General features: G+C 59.6%; 25 protein-coding genes and 1 pseudogene. 11 read left to right on the top strand and 15 right to left on the bottom strand.

All coding sequences use genetic code 11. The annotated features are described in order from the left end of the window. Nucleotides 1–41 precede the first annotated feature (41 nt). Together AC1DU9_RS13245 and AC1DU9_RS13240 are read right to left on the bottom strand one after the other, a co-directional pair. Nucleotides 42–1,322 (bottom strand): ATP-grasp domain-containing protein, encoded by a 1,281-nt coding sequence (locus AC1DU9_RS13245; protein WP_477810273.1) that lies wholly within the window; start codon nt 1,320–1,322, stop codon nt 42–44. Between the two features lie 42 nt (nt 1,323–1,364). Next, a complete protein-coding gene (locus AC1DU9_RS13240) occupies nt 1,365–2,465 on the bottom strand; it encodes a hypothetical protein (RefSeq protein ID WP_477810272.1) in 1,101 nt (366 codons plus the stop codon). Between the two features lie 151 nt (nt 2,466–2,616). Between AC1DU9_RS13240 and AC1DU9_RS13235 the strand changes: the two genes are divergently transcribed. Both AC1DU9_RS13235 and AC1DU9_RS13230 read left to right on the top strand, forming a co-directional pair. Continuing rightward, a complete protein-coding gene (locus AC1DU9_RS13235; RefSeq protein ID WP_477810271.1) occupies nt 2,617–4,035 on the top strand; it encodes an aminotransferase-like domain-containing protein in 1,419 nt (472 codons plus the stop codon). 420 nt (nt 4,036–4,455) lie between these two features. Further along, nucleotides 4,456–4,734, top strand: coding sequence for a DUF3077 domain-containing protein (locus AC1DU9_RS13230; protein ID WP_223460107.1), 279 nt, complete (start codon nt 4,456–4,458; stop codon nt 4,732–4,734). A gap of 348 nt (nt 4,735–5,082) precedes the next feature. Here AC1DU9_RS13230 and cyoE read toward each other — a convergent pair whose 3' ends face one another. Genes cyoE through cyoA form a run of 5 tightly spaced genes read right to left on the bottom strand, consistent with a single transcriptional unit; the run spans nt 5,083 to nt 9,938 of the window. Beyond that, nucleotides 5,083–5,970 (bottom strand): heme o synthase, encoded by an 888-nt coding sequence (gene cyoE, locus AC1DU9_RS13225; RefSeq protein WP_223459108.1) that lies wholly within the window; start codon nt 5,968–5,970, stop codon nt 5,083–5,085. Between the two features lie 11 nt (nt 5,971–5,981). Then, entirely contained in the window at nt 5,982–6,329 is a 348-nt protein-coding gene (gene cyoD, locus AC1DU9_RS13220) for a cytochrome o ubiquinol oxidase subunit IV (protein WP_110660133.1), read from the bottom strand. After that, nucleotides 6,330–6,956, bottom strand: coding sequence for a cytochrome o ubiquinol oxidase subunit III (locus AC1DU9_RS13215; RefSeq protein WP_223460105.1), 627 nt, complete (start codon nt 6,954–6,956; stop codon nt 6,330–6,332). A 3-nt stretch (nt 6,957–6,959) separates the two neighbouring features. After that, entirely contained in the window at nt 6,960–8,990 is a 2,031-nt protein-coding gene (gene cyoB, locus AC1DU9_RS13210) for a cytochrome o ubiquinol oxidase subunit I (RefSeq protein ID WP_223460103.1), read from the bottom strand. A 3-nt stretch (nt 8,991–8,993) separates the two neighbouring features. After that, the gene (cyoA, locus tag AC1DU9_RS13205) at nt 8,994–9,938 is read right to left on the bottom strand and encodes a ubiquinol oxidase subunit II (RefSeq protein WP_115948065.1); all 945 of its coding nucleotides are present in this window, start codon (nt 9,936–9,938) and stop codon (nt 8,994–8,996) included. Between the two features lie 27 nt (nt 9,939–9,965). Between cyoA and AC1DU9_RS13200 the strand changes: the two genes are divergently transcribed. Then, nucleotides 9,966–10,226, top strand: a complete 261-nt coding sequence (locus AC1DU9_RS13200) for a hypothetical protein (RefSeq protein ID WP_223460101.1) — start codon at nt 9,966–9,968, stop codon at nt 10,224–10,226. A gap of 551 nt (nt 10,227–10,777) precedes the next feature. Here AC1DU9_RS13200 and AC1DU9_RS13195 read toward each other — a convergent pair. Both AC1DU9_RS13195 and hmpA read right to left on the bottom strand, forming a co-directional pair. Then, on the bottom strand, nt 10,778–11,287 hold the full coding sequence (locus AC1DU9_RS13195; protein WP_223460099.1) for a disulfide bond formation protein B: 510 nt from the start codon (nt 11,285–11,287) through the stop codon (nt 10,778–10,780). A gap of 292 nt (nt 11,288–11,579) precedes the next feature. Then, nucleotides 11,580–12,761 (bottom strand): NO-inducible flavohemoprotein, encoded by a 1,182-nt coding sequence (gene hmpA / locus AC1DU9_RS13190; RefSeq protein ID WP_223460097.1) that lies wholly within the window; start codon nt 12,759–12,761, stop codon nt 11,580–11,582. Between the two features lie 156 nt (nt 12,762–12,917). Between hmpA and norR the strand changes: the two genes are divergently transcribed. The 5 genes from norR (at nt 12,918) to AC1DU9_RS13165 (ending at nt 17,402) form a co-directional block, all read left to right on the top strand. Continuing rightward, complete coding sequence (gene norR / locus AC1DU9_RS13185; RefSeq protein WP_477810270.1) at nt 12,918–14,468, top strand: nitric oxide reductase transcriptional regulator NorR; 1,551 nt, start codon at nt 12,918–12,920, stop codon at nt 14,466–14,468. Nucleotides 14,469–14,681: 213 nt separating this feature from the next. Further along, a complete protein-coding gene (locus AC1DU9_RS13180) occupies nt 14,682–15,584 on the top strand; it encodes a chemotaxis protein CheV (RefSeq protein ID WP_223460093.1) in 903 nt (300 codons plus the stop codon). 27 nt (nt 15,585–15,611) lie between these two features. Next, a complete protein-coding gene (locus AC1DU9_RS13175) occupies nt 15,612–16,070 on the top strand; it encodes a GNAT family N-acetyltransferase (protein ID WP_223460322.1) in 459 nt (152 codons plus the stop codon). Nucleotides 16,071–16,242: 172 nt separating this feature from the next. Further along, nucleotides 16,243–16,569 carry a hypothetical protein gene (locus tag AC1DU9_RS13170; RefSeq protein WP_223460091.1) on the top strand — a complete coding sequence of 109 codons (327 nt, stop codon included), beginning with the start codon at nt 16,243–16,245 and terminating at the stop codon, nt 16,567–16,569. 83 nt (nt 16,570–16,652) lie between these two features. Then, on the top strand, nt 16,653–17,402 hold the full coding sequence (locus AC1DU9_RS13165) for a YkgJ family cysteine cluster protein (protein WP_477810269.1): 750 nt from the start codon (nt 16,653–16,655) through the stop codon (nt 17,400–17,402). 152 nt (nt 17,403–17,554) lie between these two features. Here the strand turns inward: AC1DU9_RS13165 and AC1DU9_RS13160 are convergent, their stop codons facing one another. Further along, complete coding sequence (locus tag AC1DU9_RS13160; protein ID WP_223460087.1) at nt 17,555–17,812, bottom strand: hypothetical protein; 258 nt, start codon at nt 17,810–17,812, stop codon at nt 17,555–17,557. Between the two features lie 194 nt (nt 17,813–18,006). Here AC1DU9_RS13160 and AC1DU9_RS13155 point away from each other — a divergent pair, with 194 nt between their 5' ends. Both AC1DU9_RS13155 and AC1DU9_RS13150 read left to right on the top strand, forming a co-directional pair. Then, complete coding sequence (locus AC1DU9_RS13155; RefSeq protein WP_223460085.1) at nt 18,007–18,981, top strand: 2-hydroxyacid dehydrogenase; 975 nt, start codon at nt 18,007–18,009, stop codon at nt 18,979–18,981. 182 nt (nt 18,982–19,163) lie between these two features. Further along, complete coding sequence (locus AC1DU9_RS13150; RefSeq protein ID WP_223460083.1) at nt 19,164–19,673, top strand: DUF2165 family protein; 510 nt, start codon at nt 19,164–19,166, stop codon at nt 19,671–19,673. 25 nt (nt 19,674–19,698) lie between these two features. Here the strand turns inward: AC1DU9_RS13150 and AC1DU9_RS13145 are convergent, their stop codons facing one another. Beyond that, on the bottom strand, nt 19,699–20,601 hold the full coding sequence (locus AC1DU9_RS13145; RefSeq protein WP_477810268.1) for a DMT family transporter: 903 nt from the start codon (nt 20,599–20,601) through the stop codon (nt 19,699–19,701). Nucleotides 20,602–20,752: 151 nt separating this feature from the next. Between AC1DU9_RS13145 and AC1DU9_RS13140 the strand changes: the two genes are divergently transcribed. Continuing rightward, nucleotides 20,753–21,628 (top strand): helix-turn-helix domain-containing protein, encoded by an 876-nt coding sequence (locus tag AC1DU9_RS13140; protein WP_223460079.1) that lies wholly within the window; start codon nt 20,753–20,755, stop codon nt 21,626–21,628. Nucleotides 21,629–21,700: 72 nt separating this feature from the next. On the opposite strand, the gene AC1DU9_RS13135 is transcribed toward AC1DU9_RS13140, so the two are convergent. The 4 genes and pseudogenes from AC1DU9_RS13135 to AC1DU9_RS13120 all read right to left on the bottom strand — a co-directional run. Next, nucleotides 21,701–24,130 carry a TonB-dependent siderophore receptor gene (locus tag AC1DU9_RS13135; RefSeq protein WP_477810267.1) on the bottom strand — a complete coding sequence of 810 codons (2,430 nt, stop codon included), beginning with the start codon at nt 24,128–24,130 and terminating at the stop codon, nt 21,701–21,703. A gap of 236 nt (nt 24,131–24,366) precedes the next feature. After that, nucleotides 24,367–25,356, bottom strand: a complete 990-nt coding sequence (locus tag AC1DU9_RS13130; protein ID WP_477810266.1) for a FecR family protein — start codon at nt 25,354–25,356, stop codon at nt 24,367–24,369. Next, nucleotides 25,353–25,925, bottom strand: coding sequence for an RNA polymerase sigma factor (locus AC1DU9_RS13125; RefSeq protein ID WP_223460073.1), 573 nt, complete (start codon nt 25,923–25,925; stop codon nt 25,353–25,355). Before AC1DU9_RS13125 ends, AC1DU9_RS13130 begins: the two co-directional genes overlap by 4 nt. Nucleotides 25,926–26,129: 204 nt before the next feature. Then, nucleotides 26,130–26,314, bottom strand: a pseudogene (locus tag AC1DU9_RS13120) (group II intron reverse transcriptase/maturase); the annotation flags it as partial.

Raw genomic sequence — 26,314 nt, 5'->3', positions numbered from 1 at the left:
ATACTGCAAAAAACATCGATCGCTGCTGCTTGATCCACGACTCAGCCCACAGCCCTCGCCGGTGCTGCCAGGCTGGAGATCCCGACCCTTGATTCAATGGCCTCGGCCAGACGCGTCAGGTCCAGGCTGAGGCGTTCGTACTGCTCGTTGAACAACACGATGTGGCCGATGAACGAGAAGTTGTCTTTCACCAGTGCGCTGACCGAATCGCCAATGCGCTTGGTCAGCACCGCTTCCACCAATTCGATGTTCAGCGACCGGGCCAGGGCCTGGATGTCCGGTACGTCCCGCAGGATGCCGCCGGTGTTCGCTCGCAACAGGCGTATGCCGCAGTAACCGCGTGGAACTGGATCATGGTTGGCGATGTAGCCTTCCACGGCCCAGCGGACCCAGCGCTCCCACGGGTCGAAGTCGATGAACGCCTTACGGGCCAGGTCCCAGATGTGCATACCACCGGGGCGCATGTTGGTTTCCACGGCCGAAGTGCGGTGATTGGCCCTGTGGAAAACTTCGTTGTGCCAGGCTCCGTTGTCCTGCGATACCAGCCCCGCCATGTGTCGACCGGCGGCCATCAGCCGCGCTTGTGCGTCCGCCGCCAAGGGCGCGGGCACCACTTGCTGGATCTCGGCGCGGTAGGCGCCATCGGTGGTGGTTTTTTCGGTGATCCAGGTACTTCCCGCAACATGGTCCCAGCTGTATTCACGGGCGTTCTGGATCAGTTCTTCAAGCACGATGCCGCCCTCGCGATAGGGTTTGAGGGCCTGCCATGCCTCGTCGCATTCGGATGGGTGCCGAATGACCCGGCAGCCGCGGCTGGCACCTTCGCAGGCAGGTTTGATGAACGCCTTGCCACCCAGTTCGATCACGCGCTGACGCAGTTCCGGCAGGCTCTCGATCCGGGTGGAAACGATCGGTCGGTAATCCTCGGGTGCCGCAGTGGCAGTCGCTTCGAGTTGGCGGAAAACCTGTTTGTCCAACCCCGCTCGCGCCTCGGCCGGGGTAATGCCGGGCAGGCCGAAATGGCTGGCCAGCGCCGCACCGAGCAGCACGCCGCGATCCGAAAACGGCAGCACGCCGATCAGTTTCCAGCAATCGGCATTCAGGCAACCGACCACCAGTTCGAGAGAGGCCGGTACGTCTTTCTCGGCCAGCGATGTACTGCAAACGTGATCAGCGACCTGATCGTCCTGGGGCTGAACCTGCTCGACCAGCAGGATCAGCCTGGCGTTGTACAGCGACTTGCACAGATCGCGCAGCTTCTGGATATCGTGAACCCGACTGCCGTTGTACCCCACCACTACTACGCACGAAGTCGTATCCATAAAACCCCCGACTTGCAAAGTGAAAACCGAAACGGCGATGACTCAGTCATGCAGCGACACGATTGATTTACGGTTGAGCCAGTACCAGACCAGAATCCCGCCAGCACCTATGGCTGCCAGCACCAGCGCGTTGTAGGGAGGCGGCATGACCCGCATGATCAACACGGTCAATCCGGCGCCGACGCCCAAAGACACTTCCTTGACGAACATGTTGTTCTGCTTGACCGAGAAGTAATCGAGGTGACTGAACGCGCACTCGGCAATGGACAGCAGCGCCACCCAGACCAGTGCGCCGACCAGGGTTTCGACGTGGAACGCAGCCGGTGAAGACAGCACCGCAAAACCGCCGACGATGATCCCGATGACCGTCAACACCTTGAAGCGCCCGGTGCTCTCGATCAGTTTCATCACCGGCACTTGCGCGAATACCACCACGGCGCTGTTGAGGATCAGCATCAGGCCGTACCAGGCCGGCAACTCGCCGGTCTTGAGCAGGATCGCTTGCGGCAGGATCGAGAACACCCCAAACAGCTTGATGCCCATGATGACGCCGGCGATCACCCACGGCAGTTTGTTGCGCCAGCCGCTGCCTTCCTGGCTGGCCGGGCGTGCCACCGCGGATTCGGTGGTGAAGGTCGCCCCCATGGCGATGGGCAGGCACAGCAGGACAAAACCGGCGGCGCCGAGAAAAAACATGGTTGGGGTCAATAGCGGCGACAGCAGGATCAGGCCAGCCAACAGGCTGCCCATGTTCATGGCCACGCGGTTATAGGCCGCGCCTTCCTTGGTCTGCGCCGCTTCGCTCTTGATCAGGTAACCGGCAATCGCGATGCCGTAGGCAAACAGCGCCGCGGCAAACATGACGACGCCCTGGTTGCGGGTGACCGCCAGCAGCACCAGGCCCATGGCGGCACACAGCAGCGTGACACTCAAGGAGCGGCGACCGAGTACCAGCAACGTCAGCGGCAGCAGTAACAACAAGGCCCGATACCCCAGGGCCAGAATGCTGTTGGTGGCGGTATCGAGCCAGACGTTGGCCTTGCCCAACACCGCGAACAGCGCCACGGCCGTGATGATTCGAATGGTGAACAACCGCAGGTTGATCACCGGTTTCGCCACGACGGCGGTCGTTTCTAAACTCATGCAGCACCTCATGAACCTTGGCGACTGAACGACCGGCAACAGGTCGACAATCCGAAAACACTCCAAAGCGATAGTAGAAAGAGATGCTTGTCTTGGTCAGAGCAAGTTCGTATAGAATCAAACGAACTTTACTGCCGGAGAGACCAGTAAAATGCAGGCTCAGCGAGCAGTGATCGCCGCTATCGAGTTCCAGCCGGGTGTGCCGCTGGTCCAGCAGATCGTCGATCAATTAACGGTGGCGATCAGTCAGGGCGGCCTGCCCCACGGCTCCAGGCTGCCGCCGATTCGCGAACTCTCCGACTTGATGCACGTGGGCAAATCCACGGTGGTCGACGCCCTGGACCGCTTGCGGGCCAAAGGCCTGGTGGTTTCACGCCAGGGGTCGGGGCACTACGTGCACCGTTCCAGCACCACCCTGCCGGCCAACGCCGGACCCGACCTGCTCCCGCAAGACACCCTCAGCGTGGTCCGCCGCGCGGTACTGCTGGACAATGGCGCGCTGCGACCGGGGGCCGGTTTTCTGCCGTCCTCCTGGCTGCCAGCCGAAGAATTGCTCAAGGCCGTGCGCGGGACGCTTCGCGCGACAAGCCTGCGCATGGGTGAATACGGCAACGCCAGCGGTTACCTGCCATTGCGCCAGGCCTTGCGGGTCAAGATGTCGACCTTGGGCATCGAGGCGCCGGTGGAACAGATCATCACCACCGCCAACACCGTACAAGCCATCGACATGCTGATGCGCCTGCTGGTCAAACCCGGCGACACGGTGCTGCTCGACGATCCGTGTTACTTCACGATGCACACCAATCTGGCCTGGCATGGCGCCAAGGTCATCACCATCCGCCGCGACTGCGACGGCATGGACCTGGACGCGTTCGAGCAATTGCTGATCACCCATCGTCCCGTGCTCTACATGACCAACAATGCCCTGCACAACCCGACCGGGCACTCGTTCACCTCAGCGCAGGTTTACCGCTTGGTGGAGCTGAGCCATCGCTACAACTTCCACATTCTCGAAGACGACTTGTACTGCGACATGCAGCAACGCCGAACGCCGCGCCTGGCCGCGAGCGGGCTGGACAATGTCTCTTACGTCTCCGGGTTCTCCAAGACCCTGACCGCCAACAGCCGCGTCAGCTTCGCGGTGCTGTCACCGCTACTGGCGGCGCGGATGGTGACGCTGAAAATGGCCTGCGGCGGCATGACCTCGGAAATGGCCGAGCAGATCATCTGCACCATGCTCAGCGACGGCAGCTACACCAAACACATGCGCCGCACGGTGGACCGGCTCTACGAGTCGAACAGCCGGGTGGCCGCGTGGCTGAGCGAGGCCGGGTGTTCGGTGTCGTCGTTGCCGGGGGAAGGGTTGTACATCTGGACGCGATTGCCGGAGGGGTTCAAAGCCGAATGCCTGGCCAGAAAGGGTCTGGAAATAGACCTGGTACTGGCACCGGGAACCTTGCTCAGCAAGGCGGCAGATGCCAATCAGTTTCTCAGGTTCAACGTGGCGCACAGTGATCATGTGCAGGTGCGGGAAAGGTTTTTCCGATTGCTGGACAAGTCCCAAAAATAATCGACCACCGCCTATCCCTGTAGGAGCGAGCCTGCTCGCGATGAGGCCGTCACATCCAGCATCAATGTCGCCAGACACACCGCCATCGCGAGCAGGCTCGCTCCTACAGGGGTTTGCGGTGTCCAAACACATACCGACCAGCACAAGGCCACGATTGTGCATTCCGATAGCCACACGCTAACTTCGACCCGTCGCTGCCAATTCAGCGACCGGGCCTGAGAACCCGGGTAATATATCGGTGCCTCAATGTCGAAACACGATTACAGACTTTTTGATCTGAGTTCGTGCAATGGCGGCTGTGCGTGGGAGACCTTCGGGTCTGCCGGTTTCTATATTTCCCGGTTCTCAGCCTGCGCATAGCTGCCACCCATTCGCCTGAGAACGAATGCAGCAGCTCCACTGAAATATAGGAGTTGTTCAATGACCAATCCCCAAGACCTGAAAACCATCGGCCTCACCCCTTTCTCCTACCTCGCTAACGAACCACTGTTTCGCATCAACGCCGGTGTCCCGGTCATCAACGCCCTCTCCCACGCCTCCGACCTGCTCCACCTCGCCAAACTGCTCGCCTCAGACGCCGCCATGGTTCGCGAGTCCGACCGACACGCCTGGGCCTCGCATTTTTTGCAGGACATGAGCAAAGCAATCATCGACGACGTGGTGAAGGTGCTCAATGCACCGTGTAACAACCGCACGTAAATGAAAAAGCCCCGCGATTCTTTTGAATGCGGGGCTTTCAGTTCACAGACAGGCGCACTAATCCCAATATTGGGTCTGACCGCGCACTTTTTCTTAAGCGGGCCAAGAAAATCTTAATATTTCGGGATTTTCTCAATTTTTTCTTAAGCGGACAGATATCGAATCCGCCTGTTAGTCCGCGTCGCCGCCATCGCGAGCAGGCTCGCTCCTACAGGGATCGGTGTGCACTCAATCCAATGTAGGAGTGAGCCTGCTCGCGATGGCGGCAACTCGGTCCAGCAGAAAGCACCCAACAAAAAGCCCCGCTCTTCTCTCGAAGGCGGGGCTTTTCTTTACAGCATCCGACGCTTAAGGCGCGTACGTCAGCAGCAACTCGCTCGGCACTTTGAAGTCCAGGGACATCATCACGCTCAACGCGGTAATGGTGAAGATCGAGAACACGAACAGCTTGCGTGCCCAGACCGTGTCATCCACTGCCTTGTAGCCGGTCCAGGCCATGTACAGCCAGTACATGCCCATGGCCGCGGCGACCGCGAGGTAGCTCATGCCGGCGTAGCCGCTGAAGGTCAGCATCAAGGTCGCCACGAGGAAGGCCAGGATGTAGATCAGGATGTGCTTCTTGGCCACCTGGATGCCGCGCTTCACTGGCAGCACCGGAATCGATGCGGCCAGGTAATCGTTGAAGCGGAAGATCGCGATGGCGTAGGAATGCGGCATCTGCCACAGGCTGAACATCACCAGCAGGGTCAATGCGGCCATGTCGAAGGTGTTGCTCACCGCGACGTAACCAATCACCGGCGGCATGGCGCCCGACAGACTGCCCACCAGCGTGCCGTGAACCGACTTGCGCTTGAGGTACAGGCTGTAGAAGCCGACATAGATCACGAAGCCGATGACTGCGAACAGCGCGGCCAACGGGTTGGCCACCTTGTACAACAGGGCAACGCCGGCGACACCCAGGACGGTCGCATAGATCAGGGCCAGTTTCAGGGAGATCAAGCCCTGGACCAGCACCCGGTTCTTGGTGCGCTCCATCTTCAGGTCGATGTCGCGGTCGATGCAGTTGTTGAACACGCAACCGGAGGCAACCACCAGGGACGTGCCGATCATCGCGGCCAGGAAGATGGCCAGATCGACATGCCCTTTGGAGGCCAGGAAAAATCCGCCTGCCACAGAAAGCACGTTACCGAAAATGATCCCCGGTTTGGTGATTTGGATAAAGTGCTTGAGGGACATGCGGACTTACCTCACTTCGCCATCATGAACGTGTGGATGCTGAACATGATCCACAACGACAAGCCAACCAGCAGGACGATCACGATCGCGGCGAAGACAAACGCAATCACGTTGTTTCGTTGCGCGGCCGAACGGTCCAGGTGCAGGAAGTACACCAGGTGCACCAGCACCTGGATGACGGCCATCGCGACGACGATCATCAGGGTGATCGACTTCGGCAGCGTCGGGTACATCACCAGACCGAACGGAATCAGGGTCAGGATCACCGACAGGATGAAACCGATGCCGTAGGACTTGACGCTGCCGTGACCGGCGTCGTGGCTGTCATGGCCATTTTGGGAATGAGCTGCGTTAGCCATTTACATAGTCCCCATCAGATAAACAACGGTGAATACGCAGATCCACACGACGTCCAGGAAGTGCCAGAACAGGCTCAGGCAGCTCAGACGGGTCTTGTTGGTCGCCGTCAGGCCGTTTTTCTGCACCTGATACATCATGATCGCCATCCAGATCAGACCGCTGGTCACGTGCAGACCGTGGGTGCCGACCAGGGTGAAGAACCCGGACAGGAAGCCGCTGCGGCTAGGGCCGTAGCCTTCGGAGATCAGCATGTGGAACTCGTTGATCTCCATGCCGATGAAGCCGGCACCGAACAGGAAGGTCATGGCCAGCCAGCCCAGGACCTGCTTCTTGTTGCCGCGGAAGAACGCCAGCATGGCGAAGCCGTAGGTGATCGAACTGAACAGCAGCAGAGCGGTTTCGCCCAGTACGTATGGCAGTTCGAAGATGTCGTGGCCCGACGGGCCACCCGCTACGTTGTTAACCAGTACCGCGTACGCCGCGAAGATCGACGCAAACAGAATGCAGTCGGTCATCAGGTAGAGCCAGAAACCGTATACGGTCATCTCGCCCGAGTCGTGGTGATGGTCATCATGCCCATGTCCATCGACATGGGTGTGTCCAGCATTGGTCACTAAGTTCGACATGGTTTAAGCCTGTTCCAACGAGGTTTCAACACGGGTGGCGGTGGCCGGGATTTTCCCTGCCGCTACCAGACGCTTGTGCTGCTCGGCTTCGATGCGCTCGATCACGTCGACCGGCACCATATAGCCTTGATCATCACGGGCCGCGTGGATCACGAAGTAGATCACGGTGCCGGCCAGGCCAGCGATCGCCAGCCACCAGATGTGCCAGATCATCGCGAAACCGAACACGGTCAACAGTGCGCCCATGACCACACCGGTGGCGGTGTTGTTTGGCATGTGGATCGGCTCGTACTTGGCCGGGGCCTTGTACGCGGTGCCGTTTTCCTTGGCTTCGGTGAACGGGTCGACAACGTCGGCTTTCGGCAGCACAGCGAAGTTGTAGAACGGAGGTGGCGACGAGGTCGACCATTCCAGGGTGTGTGCATTCCACGGGTCACCGTGTTCGCACATGTTTTCCGGCTTGTTGCGGTCACGCACGCTGACGTACAGCTGGATCAGCTGGCAAGCGATACCCACGGCGATCATCACCGCACCGAACATGGCGACGTACAGGTACGGCACCCACTCAGGGTTGGTAGTGGCGTTCAGACGACGGGTCATGCCCATGAAGCCCAGTACGTAGAGCGGCATGAACGCGACGAAGAAGCCGGTGATCCAGAACCAGAATGCAGCCTTGCCCCAGCCTTCGTGCAGCTTGAAGCCGAACGCTTTAGGGAAGTAGAAGCCGAAGCCTGCGATGTAGCCGAATACCGCGCCGCCGATGATCACGTTATGGAAGTGCGCGATCACGAACAGGCTGTTGTGCAGAACGAAGTCAGCACCCGGGATGGCCAGCAGTACACCGGTCATGCCGCCGATGGCGAAGGTCACCATGAAGCCCAGGGTCCACATCACCTGGCTGGTGAAGCGCAGACGGCCCTGGTAGATGGTGAACAGCCAGTTGAACAGCTTCACACCCGTCGGGACGGAAATCAGCATCGTCGCCAGACCGAAGAAGGCGTTGACGCTGGCACCCGAACCCATGGTGAAGAAGTGGTGCAGCCAAACCATGAAGCCCAGGATCGAGATCGCGCCCGATGCGTAGACCATCGAGTGGTGGCCGAACAGTTTCTTGCCGGTAAAGGTCGAGATGACTTCGGAGAAGATACCGAACGCTGGCAGGATCAGGATGTACACCTCAGGGTGACCCCATGCCCAGAACAGGTTCACGTACATCATTGGATTGCCACCAAGTTCATTGGTGAAAATGTGGAAATCCATGTAACGGTCAAGCGTCAGCAGTGCCAGGGTAGCGGTCAGGATCGGGAACGAAGCCACGATCAGGACGTTGGCCCAGGTGCAGGTCCAGGTGAAGATCGGCATGTCCATCAGCTTCATGCCAGGGGTACGCATTTTCAGCACGGTGGCCAGGAAGTTGACCCCCGTCAGCGTTGTCCCCAGGCCCGATAGCTGTAGCGCCCAGATGTAGTAATCCATCCCCACGCCAGGGCTGTATTGCAGGCCCGACAGCGGCGGATAGGCAACCCAGCCGGTCTTGGCGAATTCGCCGACGCCCAGGGACAGGTTGATCAGCACTACGCCGGAAACCAGCAGCCAGAAGCTCAGGGAGTTCAGGAACGGGTAGGCAACGTCACGCGCGCCGATCTGCAGCGGCACTGCAAGGTTCATCAGGCCGGTGAAGAATGGCATTGCCATGAAGATGATCATGATCACACCGTGAGCGGTGAAGATCTGGTCATAGTGTTCAGGTGGCAGGTAGCCAGGCGAACCCTCGGTGGCCATGGCCAACTGGGTACGCATCATGATGGCGTCGGCAAAGCCGCGCAGCAGCATGACCATGGCGACGACGATGTACATCACGCCGATTTTCTTGTGGTCGACCGACGTCAGCCACTCGGTCCACAGATAGGTCCACTTCTTGAAGTAGGTGATTGCAGCGAACAACGCCAGACCGCCGAGCGCGATCATGGAGATGGTCACCATGACAATCGGCTCGTGGAACGGGATCGCTTCCCAACTTAATTTACCAAACATCGTTTACTCCTCTGCCCCGGCAGCTGAATGCGAACTCATGTCCATCCCTTCCATTTGGGCCACTTCTTTCTCTGCTTTCTCGTGCTTGACCTTAGGGCCCGGTTTCATGCCTTCGTACTTGTCGACGATGGCCTGGAACATGCCTGGGGTAACCGAGGAGTAGAGCTCGACTGGGTTGTTCTGGCTTGGCTTGGAAAGGGCTGCGTATTCAGCTTGTTCAAGCTGTTTAGGTGCCTTTTTGACTTCACTTACCCAGGCGTCGAAATCTTCCTGGGAAGTTGCGATCGCTTTGAATTTCATACCGGTGAAACCAGCGCCGCTGTAGTTGGCGGAGATACCGTCCATTTCAGCGTTCTCGTTGGCGATCAGGTGCAGCTTGGTCTGCATGCCCGCCATCGCGTAGATCTGGCCACCCAGAGCAGGGATGAAGAACGAGTTCATCACGGCGTCGGAAGTGATCTTGAAGTTGACCGGGGTGTGCGCCGGGAACACGATCTTGTTGACCGTGGCGATGCCTTGTTCCGGGTAGATGAACAACCACTTCCAGTCCAGCGCGACCACTTCGATGGTCACAGGCTTAACGTCGGACTCCAGCGGCTTGTACGGATCCAGGGCGTGGGTCGACTTGTAGGTGACGTAACCCAGGGCAATGATGATCAGCACTGGAACAGCCCACACCGCGATCTCGATCTTGGTGGAGTGGTTCCATTTCGGGGTGTAGGTGGCATTGGTGTTGGACGCGCGGTATTTCCAGGCGAACAGGAAGGTCATGACGATGACCGGCACCACGACCAACAGCATCAGCAGCGTTGCGGTGATGATCAGGTTTCGCTCGTCCAGACCAACCTGGCCCTTGGGATTGAGCAAGGTCATGTTGCAGCCTGACAGCAACAACGTGCCGATCAGCGGCAATAAGCCTAGTAGTCTGGGGTACCTGTTTTTACTCATCTCACGACCTCTAAAGCAGCTTGCGCAATGCAGTTGGGTTTTGATCGCCAACACTTCACCCTGCCAAGGGTTGGCATTTTTCTTGGATTGAATAAGGGCATGCCCGTCGCGCGTCAGACGCTTTACGACAAATCCCGGGCCTGCGGTGAGTTCTTATTCGAATTCGTGGTCAAAGGCCTTGTTACAGACCAATTCCATTTGGTGCGGGTAGTTGGAGACTCCGACACCTGGGCATCGCATGAAGCCACCAGACCTCTCGACACCCTGTTTCTGCTCACGTCTGGTTAAGATTTGAGCAGTGCCGGGGATTCAGTGCGGGCGATTGTAGATATGTAACGCCCTATAAACCATGTCTCATCCCGAAATAATTTTTATCCGAACCGGCAACAATCATTAACCGTTCTCGCAAAAGTGGCGCATCTTATCGAAATTAATTCTCAACAAAAACACCATAATAAGTAGGTCTTCCACCCACAGTTCAGACAGTATCGGCCCCCTCTTCACTGCCCTTTACCTTGCCCGAGGCCCGATATGACGGGGGCTCCGGCCGTTCGTCAGCCCCTGTTAAAACTGCCTGCTCGCGTTCGGAATGGAAAAAACCGCAAGCCTGTAAAACAGCCCGATTTCGTTACGTTTCCATGCACCAATCCGGCTTCCTCGAACGCCCTGCGACACTGACTCTGTGACAACATGTCGCACATGTGTCGCACCCTTGATTGCCACCCGTCACAGTCTTTTTACCCGACCTCTGAAATGTGCTCTGCACGACAAAAAAAGCCCCGGCCCTCTCTGCGAGGACCGGGGCTTTTTTGTCCGACAATGCGTGGCGGCAGATGACCTCAGCGCAGCGCTTTGCGGTTACGCGATGTTAGCAAAGGCACCAGCACCACGATCAGCACGAAGGCGACCAGTGCCCACTGTGCCAGCGACAGACCGAGGATCGGCGGGTATGGCGTGGAGCAGAAACCATCGACCTGGAAACCCAACGGAAAGATCTTCGCCAGCGGCAAATCATCGACAATCGGTTGCAGCACATCGATGCCGCAACTGACCGCCGGATAGAACTGCGTGAAGACGTGATGCCCGGCGACGCCTGCGCCGGCCAGCGCACAGATCACCACCAGGGTTTCGAACACCGTGATACTGCGACGGCTGCGCATGGCGGCGCCGATGAAGGCGAAGATCGCGATCAGCAGCAACGCGTAACGTTGCAGGATGCACAGCGGGCAAGGGGCCTCGCCCAGAACAATTTGCATGTACAGCGCACCGCCGATCAGCGCCAGGCAAATGATGCCCAACAACACCAGATAGCGCCGTTCACGCCCCAACCGCATGGATTCATCGCTCATCGCGTTTCCCTTGAAAATTTCGAGTGCCCGCCAGTCTACACGCTGGCCCGGACCTTTGAGAGTCTGGTGCATGTGAGGGGGATTCGGGGGAATAGACGATAAGGCGGTTAAGGAGGGATTAACTTTCTGGTGTTTTTTTCAAATCAATACCGAGGTGAAGCAATCGCTGGCAAGCCAGCTCCCACAGGGATTTGTATCGATCCAGATTGATGTGGACGACACAAAACCTGTGGGAGCGTGGCTTGCCCGCGATGAAGGCGACGCGGTGAGGCTGGCTCACCGCCGCAACCCCTTACTCCAGCGCCGCTGCCGGCCCGAAGAACTCATAACGGCTTTGCTTCTCCGGCACGCCAAGGGCTTTGAGGTGGCGCTTGATGGACGCCATGAAACCTTTCGGTCCCAGGAAGTAAGCATCCAGGTCACGCTGCTCCGGCAGCCATGCATGCAACTGCTGCTGACTCAACAAGCCAACCTTGTGCGCCGCCGGACTCACGCCATCATCCTCGGCGTAGCAGTAGAAGCGCTTGAGCTGCGGGTGACGCTCGGCCAAACCATCGATCCAGTCGCGGAACGCGTGAACGCTGCCATTGCGCGCGCAGTGGATGAAATGCACCGGCCGCCGAGTCTCCAGCGCCGCTTCGAGCATCGCCAGGGTCGGGGTGATGCCGACGCCGCCGCTGATCAGCACCAGCGGCTTGTCGCTGGCGGTCAGGGTGAACTCGCCCGATGGCGGGAACAACTGGATGCTGGCCCCGACATGCATCTGGTCATGCAGGTAATTCGAGGCGCGGCCACCGGCTTCACGCTTGACGCTGATGCGGTATTGGCCTTTGTTCGCCAGCGCCGACAGCGAGTAGTTACGGCGGATCTCTTCACCGTCGAGGATCAGTTTCATGCCGATGTACTGGCCGGGTTCCGCCACCAGGATCGGGCCTTTGTCCGCGGGTTCGAAGTAGAACGAGGTGATCTCGGCGCTCTCCTCGACCTTACCGGCCACGATGAATTCCCGCGCCCCGCGCCAGCCGCCGGGGGCCTGTTCCTTCTGGTCGTAGATGCTGGTTTCGGCACCGATCAGGATATCCGCCAGTTGGCCGTAAGCCGCGCCCCAGGCCGCGATCACTTCAGGGGTGGCGATCTCTTCGCCCAGCACTTCGGCGATGGCCCGCAGCAGGCAGGTACCGACAATCGGATAGTGTTCCGGCAGGATCTGCAGGGCCACATGCTTGTTGATGATCTTGGCCACCAGGTCGCCCAACTGGTCGAGTTGGTCGATATGGCGCGCATACATCAATACGCCGTTGGCCAGGGCACGCGGCTGATCACCGCTGGTCTGGTGAGCCTGATTGAACAGCGGGCGGACTTCCGGGTATTCGGAGAGCATCATGCGGTAGAAGTGGGTGATCAGCGCTTCACCACCGCTTTCGAGCAGTGGCACGGTGGATTTGACGATGGCACGATCTTGAACACTCAGCATAAGGTGACTCCTGGTCTTCTTGGATTGCTAACGGACTACCCTATGACTATCAGCTTCCATGCCAACTATTTAGTCCTTATAAATCAATAAGTTAATAACTTAATAGTCATTTAGACACTGCCTGACTTATAGTCATACCGACTACACGGAGTCACTATGACTGCAAAACCCCTGCTCACCGCCCTGTTGCCCCTGGTCTCCGACCTGTCCCGCGAACTGCCTGAAGGCGAGCGTTATCGCCGCCTGCTGGAAGCCATGCGCGCCCTGCTGCCATGCGACGCCGCGGCTCTGCTGCGTCTGGACGGTGAATGGCTGGTGCCGCTGGCCGTCGACGGCTTGAGTACCGATACCCTCGGTCGGCGCTTCAAGGTCAGCGAGCACCCGCGTTTCCAAGCGCTGCTAAGCGGCCCAGGCCCGACCCGTTTCGCTGCCGACAGCGACTTGCCCGATCCGTATGACGGTCTGGTCGATGGCCTGGATGATCATCTGGAAGTCCACGACTGCATGGGTTGCCCGTTATTCATCGACGAGCGCCCATGGGGCCTGCTGACCCTCGATGCCCTCGATCCGGAGCGCTTCGAACCGATCGAGCTGGATGCCCTGCAAGCCTTCGCCAGCCTCGCGGCCGCCACGGTCAACGCCGCCGAGCGCATCGAGCGGTTGAACAACCGGGTCGAAGACGAGCATCAGCGCGCCGAGGTCTACCGCCAGGCCAGCGGCCAGCAGACTCGCGAGATGATCGGCCAGAGCAAGGCCCACAAGCGTCTGGTCGAAGAAATCAGTCTGGTGGGCGGCAGCGACCTGACCGTGTTGATCACTGGCGAAACCGGGGTCGGCAAGGAGTTGGTGGCCCAGGCCATCCATGCCGCCTCGCCCCGCGCCGATAAACCGATCATCAGCCTCAACTGCGCCGCGTTGCCCGATACCTTGGTGGAAAGCGAGTTGTTCGGTCATGTTCGCGGCGCCTTCACCGGAGCGATGAACGACCGCCGTGGCAAGTTCGAACTGGCCAATGGCGGCACGCTGTTTCTCGATGAAGTCGGTGAGTTGTCGCTGACCGTGCAGGCCAAGTTGCTGCGAGTATTGCAGAGCGGTCAATTGCAGCGACTGGGCTCGGACAAGGAACATCAGGTCGACGTGCGCCTGATCGCGGCGACCAACCGCGACCTCGCCGAAGAAGTGCGCAGCGGCCGTTACCGCGCCGACTTCTACCATCGCCTCAGCGTTTATCCGCTGCTGGTGCCGGCCCTGCGCGATCGCGGGCGCGATGTGCTGCTGCTTAGCGGTTACTTCCTGGAGCAGAACCGCTCGCGCATGGGCCTCAACAGCCTGCGCCTGAACAGCGATGCCCAGGCTGCGTTGCTGGCCTACGACTGGCCCGGCAACGTGCGCGAGCTTGAACACCTGATCGGCCGCAGCGCCTTGAAAGCCCTGGGCAACTGCAAGGAGCGGCCGAAGATTCTCAGCCTGAGCGCAGCCGACCTGGACTTGCCCAATGCCAGCGTTGAAGYCGCCGCCGAGCAACCTGCCGCCAGCGTCATGCAACTGGTGACCGGCGATTTGCGCGAGGCCACCGAGCGTTATCAGCGTCAATTGATCGGTGCCTGCCTGGAGCGGCACAACCACAACTGGGCAAGCGCGGCCCGTGAGCTGGGCCTGGATCGGGCGAACCTGGGGCGGATGGCCAAGCGGTTGGGGATGAAGTGATGGCCCCATCGCGAGCAAGCTCGCTCCCACAGGTGGCCGAGGTGAACACAAATGTTGTGTCCCCTGAAATCCACTGTGGGAGCGAGCTTGCTCGCGATGGCGTTCTACCACTCACTGAATTACTAAAGCCTGCCCCAAACAAGTCGATAACCCGGCATCGAAGTCATTGGCAATCCCGGGATTGCCCGTCACCTTTTTCCAGAGAAGGTTCCTATGTCCTCCACCAAAGCCCGCGCAGACTCACTTTCGCTTCTGCTGTTTACCTTGCGCAGCGGCAAGCTGATGGCGATCAACCTGCTCAAGGTCAGTGAAATCATTCCCTGTCCGCCGCTGACCCGGCTGCCGGAGTCGCACCCCCACGTCAAAGGCATCGCCACCCTTCGCGGTGCCTCGCTGTCGGTGATCGACCTCAGCCGTGCCATTGGCGAGCGCCCGCTGGAAGACCCGAACGGCGGCTGCCTGATCGTCACCGACGTCAGCCGCTCCAAGCAGGGCCTGCATGTGCAGGCCGTGAGCAAGATCGTCCATTGCCTGACCACCGACATTCGTCCGCCGCCCTTCGGCTCCGGTGGTTTGCGTGCCTACATCACCGGCGTGACGTCGGTCGATGGCACCCTGGTTCAGGTGTTGGACATCGAAAAAGTCATCCACGGCATCGCCCCGGCACAAATCGAAATGGCACCGACCGAACTGAGCATGGAAGACGCCGAACTGCTCGGCAACGCGCGCATCCTGGTGGTCGATGACAGCCAGGTCGCCTTGCAGCAATCGGTGCATACCCTGCGCAACCTCGGCCTGCAATGCCATACGGCCCGCAGCGCCAAGGAAGCCATCGACTGCCTGCTGGACCTGCAAGGCACCGCGCAACAGATCAACCTGATCGTCTCGGACATCGAAATGTCGGAGATGGACGGCTACGCCTTCACCCGCACCCTGCGGGAAACTCCGGATTTCGCGCATCTTTATGTACTGCTGCACACCTCGCTGGACAGTGCGATGAATGCAGAGAAAGCACGAGTGGCGGGAGCAAATGCGGTGCTGACCAAGTTTTCATCGCCGGAACTGACCCAGTGTCTGATCACCGCGGCCAAGGCTGTCGCCGAACAAGGTTATTGAGTGTTGACCGAAGATTACTGCTGGCTGATGCGACGCGACCTCTCTGTCGTCATTCCGCCTCCCGATTGGCCGGTCGGCCTGCAACTGAGTGAATACCGCCCCGAACTGGGCGCCGCCGTGCACCGCCTGATGGAGCTCGGTTATCTCGACGGCGGTGGGCGCGTAGCCGCACTGGACATGTGGCAACGGCAGTTCGAAACCGATCCGGAATATGACCCGGCCCTGTGCCTCATTGCCCAGGATGCCGAAGGTGTGGTGGGTGTGTGTCAATGCTGGACCAGTGCCTACATCAAGAACCTGGTGGTGCATCCGCGGTTTCAAGGCCGGGGATTGGGGCGTGCGCTGCTATTGCAGGCGTTCAAGGTGTTCCAGCAGCGGCGTGAAAGTTTCGTGGACCTGAAGGTACGTGAAGACAACCTTCGGGCGCGGCGCTTGTATGAAAGCGTCGGGATGCGCGCAGTCCGCCGGGAGCCGGTTCCGCTCTGATACGACGCCATCGCGAGCAAGCTCGCTCCCACAGGTTACCCGTCGTACACAAAATCCGTGGCCACACTCGACCACTGTGGGAGCGAGCTTGCTCGCGATGGGGCCTGCACATCCACTTCAAAACCTTGAGGCATACTCACCCTTCGGCCACAGCACCAAGGATGCCTGAACCATGAAAGTAGCAACCCTGACTATTCTCTGCCTCACCGCCCTCGCCACCCAAGCCCACGCCTCCAGCCCCGACGCCTGGGCAACCTACGACAAAGCCGTACTCGCCAGTTGCACCAAGGCCAGCGCCCTGAAGGACAGCAAACCGGTCGGCACCGCCGCGCAGTTCGATGACCGGGTCGGCTACACCGCGCTGCTGCTCCAGGGCCAGTACCCGCAAAAACACATGAAAGGCGCGCAAGGCACTGAATTGTGTCTCTACAACAAAAAGAGCAAAACCGCGTACGTCGCCGAATGGGACTCCATCCGCCCGGCCGGCAAGGCCAACTGAGTGGCGCATAATTTGCTTCGATAGCGGCTTTTGTGGCGGCATTCTGTCGCCGTTTCATGCCCTGTGATGCGAATCAACGCTCAATGAATACGACGTTTTCCTGTGTAGGCTGCGGCAAATGCTGCAACGACCACCATGTACCCCTGACCTTGAGCGAAGCCCGGATGTGGGCCGCCGACGGTGGTCAGCTGATCGTGCTGGTGGAAGCGTTTCTGGGCAACGGCCTGGGTCTGCCGATGCAACAACGGGAACACGCCAAACGCCGTTCGGCGGCGGTGCGCAGCGGCGAATCCGACGCGTACGTGGCCATCACCTTCGCCGCCTACAATGTCGGCCCCTGCCGGAATCTTGACGAAGACAACCGCTGCCGCATCTACGAACGCCGGCCGTTGGTGTGCCGCATCTATCCGATGGAAATCAATCCGCACATACCTCTGAACACCGCCGTGAAGGAATGTCCGCCTGAGTCGTGGGAAACAGGGCCGGAGCTGATTGTCGGCGGTAATCTGGTCGACCAGGAGCTGGTGCATCTGATCCAGCGCTCACGCGAGGCGGATCGCGACGATATTCAGACCAAGGATGCAGTTTGCGCGCTGCTGGGTATTCGCACGACGGCCCTGAAGGGTGACGGGTTTACCGCTTATCTGCCCGATATGGCGGAGTTTGCTGCAATCGTCGACGACCTGGCCGGGCAAACGTTGCCGGAGTGGGGCAGCGAATGGCTGTTTCATGTGTCGGACGATGATATTGCGGAGCAAGTGCTGGCCGCCGGTGCGCAAGTGGTGGCGGATGCGCCGGCGAATTATGCGTTTATTTCGTTGCGGGCGGCTTGATCAGGAAGTTGCATCGCCCTGAATGGCCTCATCGCGGGCAAGCCCGCTCCCACAAGGATCACCGATGAACACATATTTTGTGTACGACGATGATTACTGTGGGAGCGGGCTTGCCCGCGATGACGGCGGCGCTGTCATCGCAAAGTCCGGATTTAGCGCTTACCCATCGACCGACGAGTCCCCGGCGGTGCCATGCCTGGGGTCTTGGTGTGGCCGTTCTTGGCGCCGTTCTTGTACCACGGCTGGTTGGAGCCCTTGGCGGCCGCCAGATCACCCGGCTTGAACGGGAACTTGAAGGCCGGGATCTCGGCTTTGGTTTCGCTGTCGGCGCTGGAGTCGACGCTGTCTGGCAGCTCTGCCTGCACGTCGCTCAGGGCGTCGGCGACCGGCGGTTGTTTCGGGGAAGTCATGAAAGCTCCGGGTGGTGCATGAAGTGTCGGGCCCGGTGAGTGAGCCGCATGTCACAGTATAAGAAGTGCGGCAGTATAACTGGATGACGCCCCGCAAGCTGCAAGCTTGCATTGACCGCCTGACGACTCGCACAAATCCCGCGAAGAATGTTAGCGTGCTCATCATTCTTCACCGCCCGACGAGTGCGCCTCCCATGAAAAAGACTGTCCTGGCTTTCAGCCGCGTCACCCCGGAAATGGTCGAACGCCTGCAACAAGACTTCGATGTCATCGTGCCGAATCCGAAAAACGGCGACATCAACGCCCAATTCAACGAGGCCCTGCCCCACGCCCACGGCCTGATCGGCGTCGGTCGCAAACTCGGTCGCGCCCAGTTGGAAAACGCCGCCAGGCTGGAAGTGGTGTCCAGCGTCTCGGTGGGCTACGACAACTATGACCTGGCCTATTTCAACGAGCGCGGGATCATGCTGACCAACACGCCGGATGTGCTCACCGAAAGCACCGCCGACCTGGCGTTTGCCCTGTTGATGAGCAGCGCCCGTCGCGTCGCCGAACTGGATGCCTGGACCAAGGCCGGGCAATGGCAGGCCACTGTCGGTGCACAGCTGTTCGGTTGCGATGTGCATGGCAAGACCCTGGGCATCGTCGGCATGGGCAATATCGGTGCGGCCATCGCCCGACGCGGTCGCCTGGGATTCAACATGCCGGTTATCTACAGCGGTAACAGCCGCAAGAACGAACTGGAACAGGAACTCGGCGCACAGTACCGCAGCCTCGATCAATTGCTGACTGAAGCTGATTTCGTCTGCCTGGTGGTGCCGCTCAGCGAGAAAACCAAACACTTGATCAGCCATCGTGAACTGGCGCTGATGAAGCCAAGTGCCATTCTGGTGAACATTTCCCGTGGTCCGGTGGTGGACGAGCCCGCGCTGATCGAAGCGCTGCAAAACAACCGCATTCGGGGTGCAGGGCTGGACGTATACGAAAAAGAACCGCTGGCCGAGTCGCCACTGTTCCAGCTGAAAAATGCCGTGACCTTGCCGCACATCGGCTCGGCCACCCATGAGACCCGCGATGCCATGGCCAACCGTGCCCTGGCCAACTTGCGCAGTGCCCTGCTGGGCGAGCGACCGCAGGACCTGGTCAACCCGCAAGTCTGGAGGGGTTGAAGTCAAAACGGGCAGGAGCGACAAGCGCCTGCCCGTTCAATTTAAAAGAATTACTTTCAAGCGACTAAATAGCTCTCTTTATACATATCCTGCAATTCAGTCGACAACCAAACCATAAAACCACGCGATAGACTCTCCGTATTTGCCCGGACACTACAAGGACAATAACGGAGACCGCCCACTTGCCACCATTCACAACAAGCCAGGTCATTCGACTCAGCAAAGCCACACTGATGTTATTTGTCAGCCTGTTTGGGTTGCTGATGCTTTACAACAACTTCACGGACTACTCGAGCAACTATGAATACATTGCTCACGTCCTGAGCATGGACACCACCAACGACCGTCACAGATACAGCCACAGGGCTATTACTTCAGCCATAGTGCACCACCGCATCTACTGGCTGATCATTACACTTGAAGTGGTCTACACCCTGTTTTGCCTGCTTGGAACCTATTACCTGTACAAAAATATCAACACATGCCAGGAACAATTTCACGAAGCCAAAAAACCTGGATTAATCGGATTGTTGATCGCCCTTTTCCTCTATTACGTAGGCTTTCAAGTAATCGGTGCTGAATGGTTCAACATGGATGACTCGAGCGCATGGAACTATCAGGACAGGGCCCGGAATATTATTGATTTCATTTTTCCGTTATTGATATACATCGCAATAAAAATCGAGCGCTGAGTCACTCGGCGCTCGACGCCCTCCCTCAGGCCAACTTGCCGTTACCCAGCACCGGCGACACTTGGGGTTTACGAAACACCAGTACGTTCCCCGACATCACCAACACCAGCCCCAACAGCGCCGGCACCGTCCATTGATAGCCCTCGGCGAACGCTGACACGTTGAGCGCCACCACCGGAAATAGCACCGTACAATACGCAGCCCGCTCAGGCCCCATGCGGCCTACCAGCGTCAGGTAGGCGGTGAAACCGATTACCGACCCCGGAATCACCAGGTACAACAGTGACCCGATGTAACGCGCGCTCATTTCCATGTCGAAGGGAATGCCCTTGACCAGACACCACACCGAGAGCATCGCCGCCCCGTAAGCCATGCCCCAGGCATTGGTGGTCAGCGGTTTGAACCCGGCCTTCTGTTGCAGGCTCGAGAGCATGTTGCCCGCCGAGAAACACAAGGTGCCGCACAAGGCCAGACCGAGACCGAGCAGGGTTTCCGGGCTGGCGGTACGCCCGGCCAATTCCGGCCAGAACAACAGGCCCAGCCCAAGCAGGCCCAGCGCGCCACCCATCAGCACATTGCGGGCGATTTTCTGACCGAAGAACACCCGCGCGTTGAGGGCATTCCACAGGGTCGCGGTGGAAAACACCACAGCCACCAGGCCGCTGGGGATCCACTGGCTCGCGGTGAGGAAGCACATGAAGTTGACGCAGAACAGGCACAAGCCCTGAGCCAGGCAGATCAGGTGCCCGCGACGGTTCATCACTTGCAAGCGTCGGCTGAGCAGCAGGATCACGAACAGCACCAGCGCAGCGAGCCCGAAGCGATAGACGATCGACACGGGAATGGCCACCACGCCGAGTTGCCATTTCAAGGCAATCCAGGTGGTGCCCCAGATCAGCACGGTCAGCAAGTACAAAGAAAGGTTCATGACAAAGGCTCCTCGATAGGTGCCCAGTGTCCGGCGCCACTCCCTGGCGCACTTGCATAAACTTGCGCTTTTGTCTGGCGACAGGCTGGCAGGCGCACGTCTACGGAGTAGGATGCAGGGCGTTGGATGCAGGTGTTAGAGAGCAACGATCATGGCTGCACTGGATACCCTACAAGTCTTTCAAGCCCTCAACCGCTCGCCGAATGCTCGCCTCGAGCACAGCGCCGAGCTCGGTGACGGTTTGTCTGCAGCCTTGTGGAGCAATCACCACGATGCGCAGGATTACGAAGCGCCCAGCCACCACACGTTGTCCTGTTACCTTGCCGGCGGCACCGGCACCTTTCGCCGCGACCAGCCCGGCAACAAGGGGGGGCCGGATAAACTGTGCGTCCTGCCGGCCGACCACCAGTCAGGCTGGGTGATCAATGGCGATATTCGCCTGGCGCACCTGTATTTCAGCCCCGAACAATTTGCCCTCGGTTGCGTCACCCTGCTCGATCGCGAACCACGGGAAATGCAACTGCGCGAGCAGACCTTTCTCGATGATCCGCAGCAGGCGCTGCTCTTTCGACAGTTGATCACCCTGAACTGGGACGAGCCGGGCGAGCGCCTGCTGACCAGCAGCCTGGCCCACGAACTGCTCAGCCATGCCCTGCTCAGCCAGGTGAATGCCCGGCAAGGCCTGCGTCTTAAAGGTGGGTTGGCCGCGCATCAGCGTCGGCATCTGGTGGAATACATCGACAGCCATCTGGACGACGCCATCAGCCTGGGTCAATTGGCGGCGTTGTGCGCGTTGTCGGAATACCACTTCGCGCGGATGTTCCGCGAAAGCTTCGGCTTGCCGCCCCATCAGTATGTGCTGGCACGACGCCTGAACCGGGCGCGGGAGTTGCTGCGCACGACCTCGCAACCACTGGGGGAGATTGCACTGGCTTGCGGCTTTTCCAGCGCCAGCCATTTCACCAATCGCTTTCGCCAGTCACTTGGCGGGACGCCCGGTGAGTATCGACAGGCGTTTTTGCGCTAGGCCCGGAATTTTCGGCGCCTCAATTGCCGCCTTCACGGGCAAGCCCGCGAAGAACGATAACGCGGTCTATCGTCAGAACTCCAAGGTGCTCGACAACGTCACCTGCCGCGAGTCACCCATCGACACAAAGAACCGACTTGCCGCCGAGGTGTAGTAAGTGCGATCAAACAGGTTCTTCACGTTGAGCTGGAACTTGACCTTCTGCCCTTCGACTTTGGTGTCGTAGGTGGCGAACGCATCGGCCACGGTGTAGCCCGGCAGGTCGAAATCGTTCACCGCGTTGCCCGCGCGCTCACCCACATAACGCGCCCCGGCGCCGACCCGCAGTTGGTCGCCGCCGACGATGGTGCCGAAGTCATAGACGGCCGACAGCGAGCCGCTGTTCTTTGCCACGTTTTGTAGTTGATTACCCTTGTAAACAGGGTCTTCGGTGACTTCGGCATCGGTGTAGGCGTAGCTGCCGATCATGCTCCAGCGATCGGTGAGCTGACCGCTCAAGTCCACTTCAAGGCCACGGGAACGCACTTCGCCGGCGGCACTGTAAATTGTCGTCGGGCCTTCGGCGTTGGCCACCAGCACGTTGCGTTTCTTGATGTCGAACAGCGCGATGTTGCCAGTGACGCGGCCCGGCAGATCGAGCTTGGCACCCAGCTCCCAGGACTTGGCTTCTTCCGGCGCGATGCCGCCGTCAAGCACGGTGCTGCTGCCGCTCAACGGCGCAATGGTCGAATTGGGTTTGAACGATTCGGTGTAGCTGCCGTAGAACGACAAGGCGTCGGTGTACTTGTACACAAGGCCCGCGCGCGGTATCCATTTCTGCCCGTTGCTGTCGGTGTTGGCGTGGAACGGCACGCCTTTGCCGGCGTACTGGTCGTACGCCTGGAAGCGCGCGCCGGCCACCAGAATCCATTGGTCGTTGAGGTGGATGGAATCCTGCAGGAACACCGAATCGCTGCGCAGTTCATCGGTCTGCGCGCTGTCGGCCGCACTGACAGTGGTGCCCGGCACTTCCTGGCCATAGATCGGGTTCACATAGCTGAACTGGGTGCGGCTTTTCTGGCGGATCAGGTCTTCGCGGAAGATCTTGCGGTATTCGTCATCGACGCCGAACAGCAGGTCATGCTGCATGCCGAACACATCCACGTTGCCTTCGAGGCTGGCGGTGGTGAAGCGGTCGGTGCTGATCGCATTCCGGGTGCCATCCATGCTGCGGGTCAGGGTGCCCTTATTGGTGTCGATGGCAGTCACGCGCACCTGGCTGGCGTCGTAGGTTTCGCGGTTCCAGCTGTAGCCGAAATGGGCCTTCCAGTTGTCGTTGAGCTCGTGATCGGCCTCGAAGTGATAGAGGTCCGAACGCCCTTCCATGTTGTTGAACGGCTCGTCGAGACGTTCGTTGCGCGAGATGTCCAGCGGATGGTTGGTCCGTGGATCGATCAGCGTGCCGCGGTCGAACGGCGTGAGGAATTCGCGGTGCTCATAGGAGAACAGCAACTTGGTGCTTTCGCCGTACCAGGCCAGCGACGGCGCGATGAGGCTCTCGCGATGCACACCGAAGTTGCGCCAGTAATCTTCGTCTTCATAGTCCAGCACCATGCGGTAGGCCAGCCCGGAATCGCCGAGGGCACCGGTGCTGTCGAGACCGCCGCCGCTGCCGTTCTTGCCGTCGCCATAGCTCGAACCGCGCGCAGTCAGTGCGTTGTAATGCTCAAGCTCGGGCTTCTTGCTGACCATGTTGACCACGCCACCCGGATCCTGGATGCCATAGAGCAACGAGGCAGGCCCCTTGAGCACTTCGACCCGGTCGACGCTGGCGTTGAGGCCACGGCCCTGCACGATCGGCATGCCGTCGCGCATGATCGAGCCATTACGGTTGTCGCCAAAGCCGCGGACCATCACCGAATCCTGGGTGCTGCCCAAAGTGTTGGCCTGGGTGATGCCGCTGACATTGGCCAGAGCGTCATCGAGATTGCGTGGCGCCTGGTCGCGGATGACCTGGGCCGGGACGACATTGATCGTCTGCGGGATGTCCTGAATCGGGGCCGAGGAGCGCATCACCGAAGAAGTCGGTGGCGGCTGGTAACTCATGGACTCATCCATCACCGAGGTAATGGTAGTCGCGCCCAGGTTCAACGCACCTTCGGTCGGCCGTGGTTCCAGTGCAATGGTATGCCCATCGGTGCGGCGGAAGGTCAATCCCGAACCACTGAGCAGACGTTGCAGGGCCTGTTCGGCGCTCATCTGGCCATTGACCGCCGGCGCATTGAGGCCGTACGGCGCTTCATCGGTGTAGACGACACTGATGCCGGTCACCCGGCTGAAATCACTCAAGGCCTGGGGCAGGGGTTTGGCGGCCAGTGCGAAATTGAATTGCCCACGCGACTGACTGCTGCCCGCCTCTGCGGCCAGCGCCACGCTCAGCGGCAACAACGCCAATGCCGAAAAGCTCAACGCAGACACACCCAACCATTGTTTGACCGAACCCGATTTTGCCCTGGACTTCATGACTCATGACCTGTGTAGAACCGCAACGGATGCGAATGACTCGCAGTTTCAGTCACTACACGGATGGCAGTCGGGTTTACCTCATCACATTCTGAATATATTTTTTCTTGAGTGATTGGGTGTCTGATCTGCCGCCATCGCGAGCAAGCTCGCTCCCACAGGTTTTGAGTCGGCCACAATATTGGGGCAACACATAACCTGTGGGAGCGAGCTTGCTCGCGATGGGGCCAGCAGCATCAACGCAAAATAATCAGCTGCCCCAAAACCTGATGCTGCTCAAACCCCAACACCCCCTGCAACGAGCTCAACACCGCCTGCGGATTCCTGCTCTGAAAGCTGCCACTGACCCGCCGCGTCGCCAGTTCATCGCTGAGTATCAAGATCCGTCCGGGGTAATAGCGCGCCAAATCCAGCACCACATCGGCCAACGTCGCCTTGTAGTAATTGAGCCAACCCTGACGCCATGCCAACTGCGCTTCGCTGTCCACCGCGTGGAATTTTTCCGCCGAGCCTTCGCCGTAGGCGACTTGCTGGCCGGCGGTGAGAATTTGCTGCTCGGCGTTCTTGTCCGCCGTTACGCCAACCCGCCCGGACAACACCGTGACCTGTGCACCACGGGACTGCAAGCGGACCTCGAACTGCGTGCCCAGGACCCGCGCCTGCCCCTTCTCGGCGTCCACTACAAACGGCTCGCCGGTATGGGTGACGCTGAAAAATCCGGCGCCGCGGCGCAATTGCACATGCCGTTCGCCGCGACTGAAATCCACAGCAATGGCACTGTCGGCATCCAGGGTGACTTGCGATTGATCGGCCAAGGTCACCGTGCGGATTTCCCCTGGCGCCGAGACATAATCCGCCCCCAGGTCATCCATCCAGCGCGACGGTTGCCAGCCGGTGCCGAGGCTGATCATCAACAGCAGGCACGCGGCCATCGCCAGCGCACCTGACCAGCGTCCGACCGTGCTGCGCCGCGAGCGTTTCATGGCATTGAGATAGCCTTGCAAGGCAAAAGCGTCTTCATCGGCGAGCGTGCGCGCCGGCCCTTCGCTCAACTCCCACAAAACCTGCGCCTGGACATACGCCTGCGCATGAGCGGGATCGGCTCGCAACCAATGGCTGAACGCCGCCTGATCACCACTGCTGGGCTGATCATGCAGCAGGCTCAGCCAGGCCAGCGCGGCCTGCTCCTGAGCGGGCGTCGGGGTGACGCGTTCGAAGTGGTTCACGGTGCTTTCCCTGGCGTTCGTGTTTCGGGCTCCCGAAGGCTGGCCTTGCAGGCTTCGAGGGCGCGCATCATATGTTTTTCCACGGCACTTTGGGACAAACCCATGGCCTTGGCGATCTCGGCGTACTTGCGGCCGTGAATGCGATTGAGCAAAAAGATCTGCCGCGTGCGCTCCGGTAATGCGCGTAACGCCGCTTCAACGTGACGCAAATCGTTGCCCGCCTCCAGCGCCGCTTGCGGTCCGCTGCCATGGCTGTCCGGTGGCTCGACCATCAAGCCTTCGCTGGCCCGGACCCGCGTGCCTTCACTGCGCAAATGGTCGATGGCGATATTGCCGGCGCAGCGCAGCAGATAAGTGCCGAGCTCCTCGACCTGCACCAGCGGCCGCCGCCAGAAACGCAGGAACAAGTCCTGCACCAGGTCAGCCGCCGTCGCCCGGCAACCGACGCGCCGACTCACCAGCGCCTCCATTTGTGAGCGCTGGGAGAGAAACACCTGGAGAAAATGCGCACGGTCGCCGCGCTGTTCGTCGCGTTCGATATCGTGGGGGTCGGGGGGCATTGTGATCATCGTTCATGTTTCGACCTGAAAACCAGGGAGGCCACGACAGCGTCAGGGGGCCGGCAAGGCCGCAATATTAATGATAAATATTCTCATATGCAAAAGTATCAGCCCATGCCCCATGGAATCCAAAAGCCACCGAATCGAGTAGGAGGCGGATTTACATCCGCCGTCCTCTCACACCACCGTACGTACGGTTCCGTATACGGCGGTTCAGGTTAAGCGGTTAAGCCGGGTTATCGTGTCCAGTATTGAGACCAGCCCGAGTCGATCCCAGAGTTTCTTCGGCAGCGCCTGATTCATATGGGGTGCTCCCGAATTCCACCAAGGGCCTCGACGCCTCGACCGTTGAATGCTGAGTGACAAGCACGGGCTTCGTTGAGCCCTAGACGCATCAA

This window comes from Pseudomonas sp. P4_C1, assembly GCF_056402155.1.
This window is presented reverse-complemented; position numbering and strand designations above follow the sequence as displayed.